Origin of the sequence: Limnospira sp. PMC 1279.21 (genome assembly GCF_032349615.1) — a bacterium.
Classification (GTDB): domain Bacteria; phylum Cyanobacteriota; class Cyanobacteriia; order Cyanobacteriales; family Microcoleaceae; genus Limnospira; species Limnospira fusiformis.
This window is the reverse complement of sequence record NZ_JARPLU010000001.1, coordinates 1-1,451: the sequence shown is the minus strand read 5'-3', so window position 1 is coordinate 1,451 and position 1,451 is coordinate 1. Positions and strand designations below refer to the sequence as shown.

General features: G+C 49.3%; 1 protein-coding gene and 1 pseudogene. One reads left to right on the top strand and one right to left on the bottom strand.

The features are described from left to right. Nucleotides 1-180: pseudogene (locus P5683_RS00010) on the bottom strand (hypothetical protein); the annotation flags it as partial. 82 nt (nt 181-262) lie between these two features. Between P5683_RS00010 and P5683_RS00005 the strand changes: the two are divergent. Next, nucleotides 263-1,429: a quinone-dependent dihydroorotate dehydrogenase gene (locus tag P5683_RS00005; RefSeq protein WP_273247311.1), complete on the top strand. Its 1,167-nt coding sequence runs from the start codon at nt 263-265 to the stop codon at nt 1,427-1,429. Nucleotides 1,430-1,451: the final 22 nt, after the last annotated feature.

The window sequence follows — 1,451 nt, the reverse complement described above, 5'->3', positions numbered from 1 at the left end:
CGTCTCAAAGTCCCTTCTCAAAGTCCCTCTCCCTCTTTGGGAGAGGGATTTAGGGTGAGGGCAATGTATTAAGCGATTGGTGAACAAGCTGTAGTCGATAGTAGCAAATTGTGCATCATCAACCCGTACCAGTTCCCTCAACCCGATTAGTTCCCGACTCCGTTTAAAATCATATACCAACAGAGGTTGAATTTCTGTCGCCGATGCACTAAATTTTAGCCATGTGGGTGATTGTCGTCAATGAGGGGGGGGTAGTAGTAGCTTGGATCTGTATCAATCTCTGCTGAAACCGATTTTATTTAAAGGCCTGAAAGTCGATCCAGAGTGGGCGCATCATCAAACCTTGGAACTTCTCCATTGGATAGACACCCACAAATCAAATCTCCCCCTATCCTGGCTAGAATCGCAACTACAGCCTCGATTCAGCCTAGTTGACCCCCGACTCCAGCAAACCATGTGGGGGCTAAATTTCATCAATCCCGTGGGGTTAGCCGCTGGTTTTGATAAAGACGGCGTGGCGGCGGGGTTATGGGGAAGTTTTGGCTTTGGGTTCACCGAATTAGGCACAGTGACCTTACACCCGCAACCCGGAAACCCGCGCCCGCGTCTGTTTCGGCTACTAGAAGATGAAGCAGTTTTAAATCGTATGGGGTTTAATAACCAAGGCGCTGCCACCCTAGCCGACCGTTTACAGAATTATACTCCTTCTAGCCTCGGTCCGACAATACCCCTAGGCATCAACCTAGGAAAATCGAAAATCACCCCCCTAGAGGAAGCAGCCAGCGACTATCTTGGGAGTTTTCAGCTATTGCGAGACCTAGGTGATTACTTTGTAGTGAATGTGTCGTCACCGAATACACCAGGTTTGCGATCGCTACAAGGAAGCACAGAACTCAATGAAATCCTAACAGTTTTACAACAGGAAAACATAGCAGCATCGAAGCCCCTATTCATCAAAATCGCCCCCGATCTAGAATGGAAAGCGATCGATGATATAATAGAACTAGCCCGAACCCATAACCTAGCGGGTATAATTGCCACCAACACCACCATTAGTCGGGACAACCTAAAAACCCAATGGTTACCCCAAACCGGAAACCCGATAACTTCCGAAGCCGGAGGAATTAGTGGCGCACCCCTAAGGGAAAGGTCTACCGCCGTCATTCGCCATATATGGGAACAAACCAACGGTGAAATTCCCATCATTGGCGTTGGTGGCATTTTCACCGCCGAGGACGCTTGGGAAAAAATCACGGCTGGGGCTTGTCTCCTCCAAGTATACACCGGATGGGTTTACGAAGGTCCTCTCATGGTACATCGTCTTCTAACGGGACTCCTACAAAAACTAGAACACCACGGACTCAACCACATTTCCCAAGCCATAGGCGTGGCGGGTTCCAGAGTCAACCACATTTCCGATATTCCGTAGGGGCGCGCCTCCGCAGTCAACC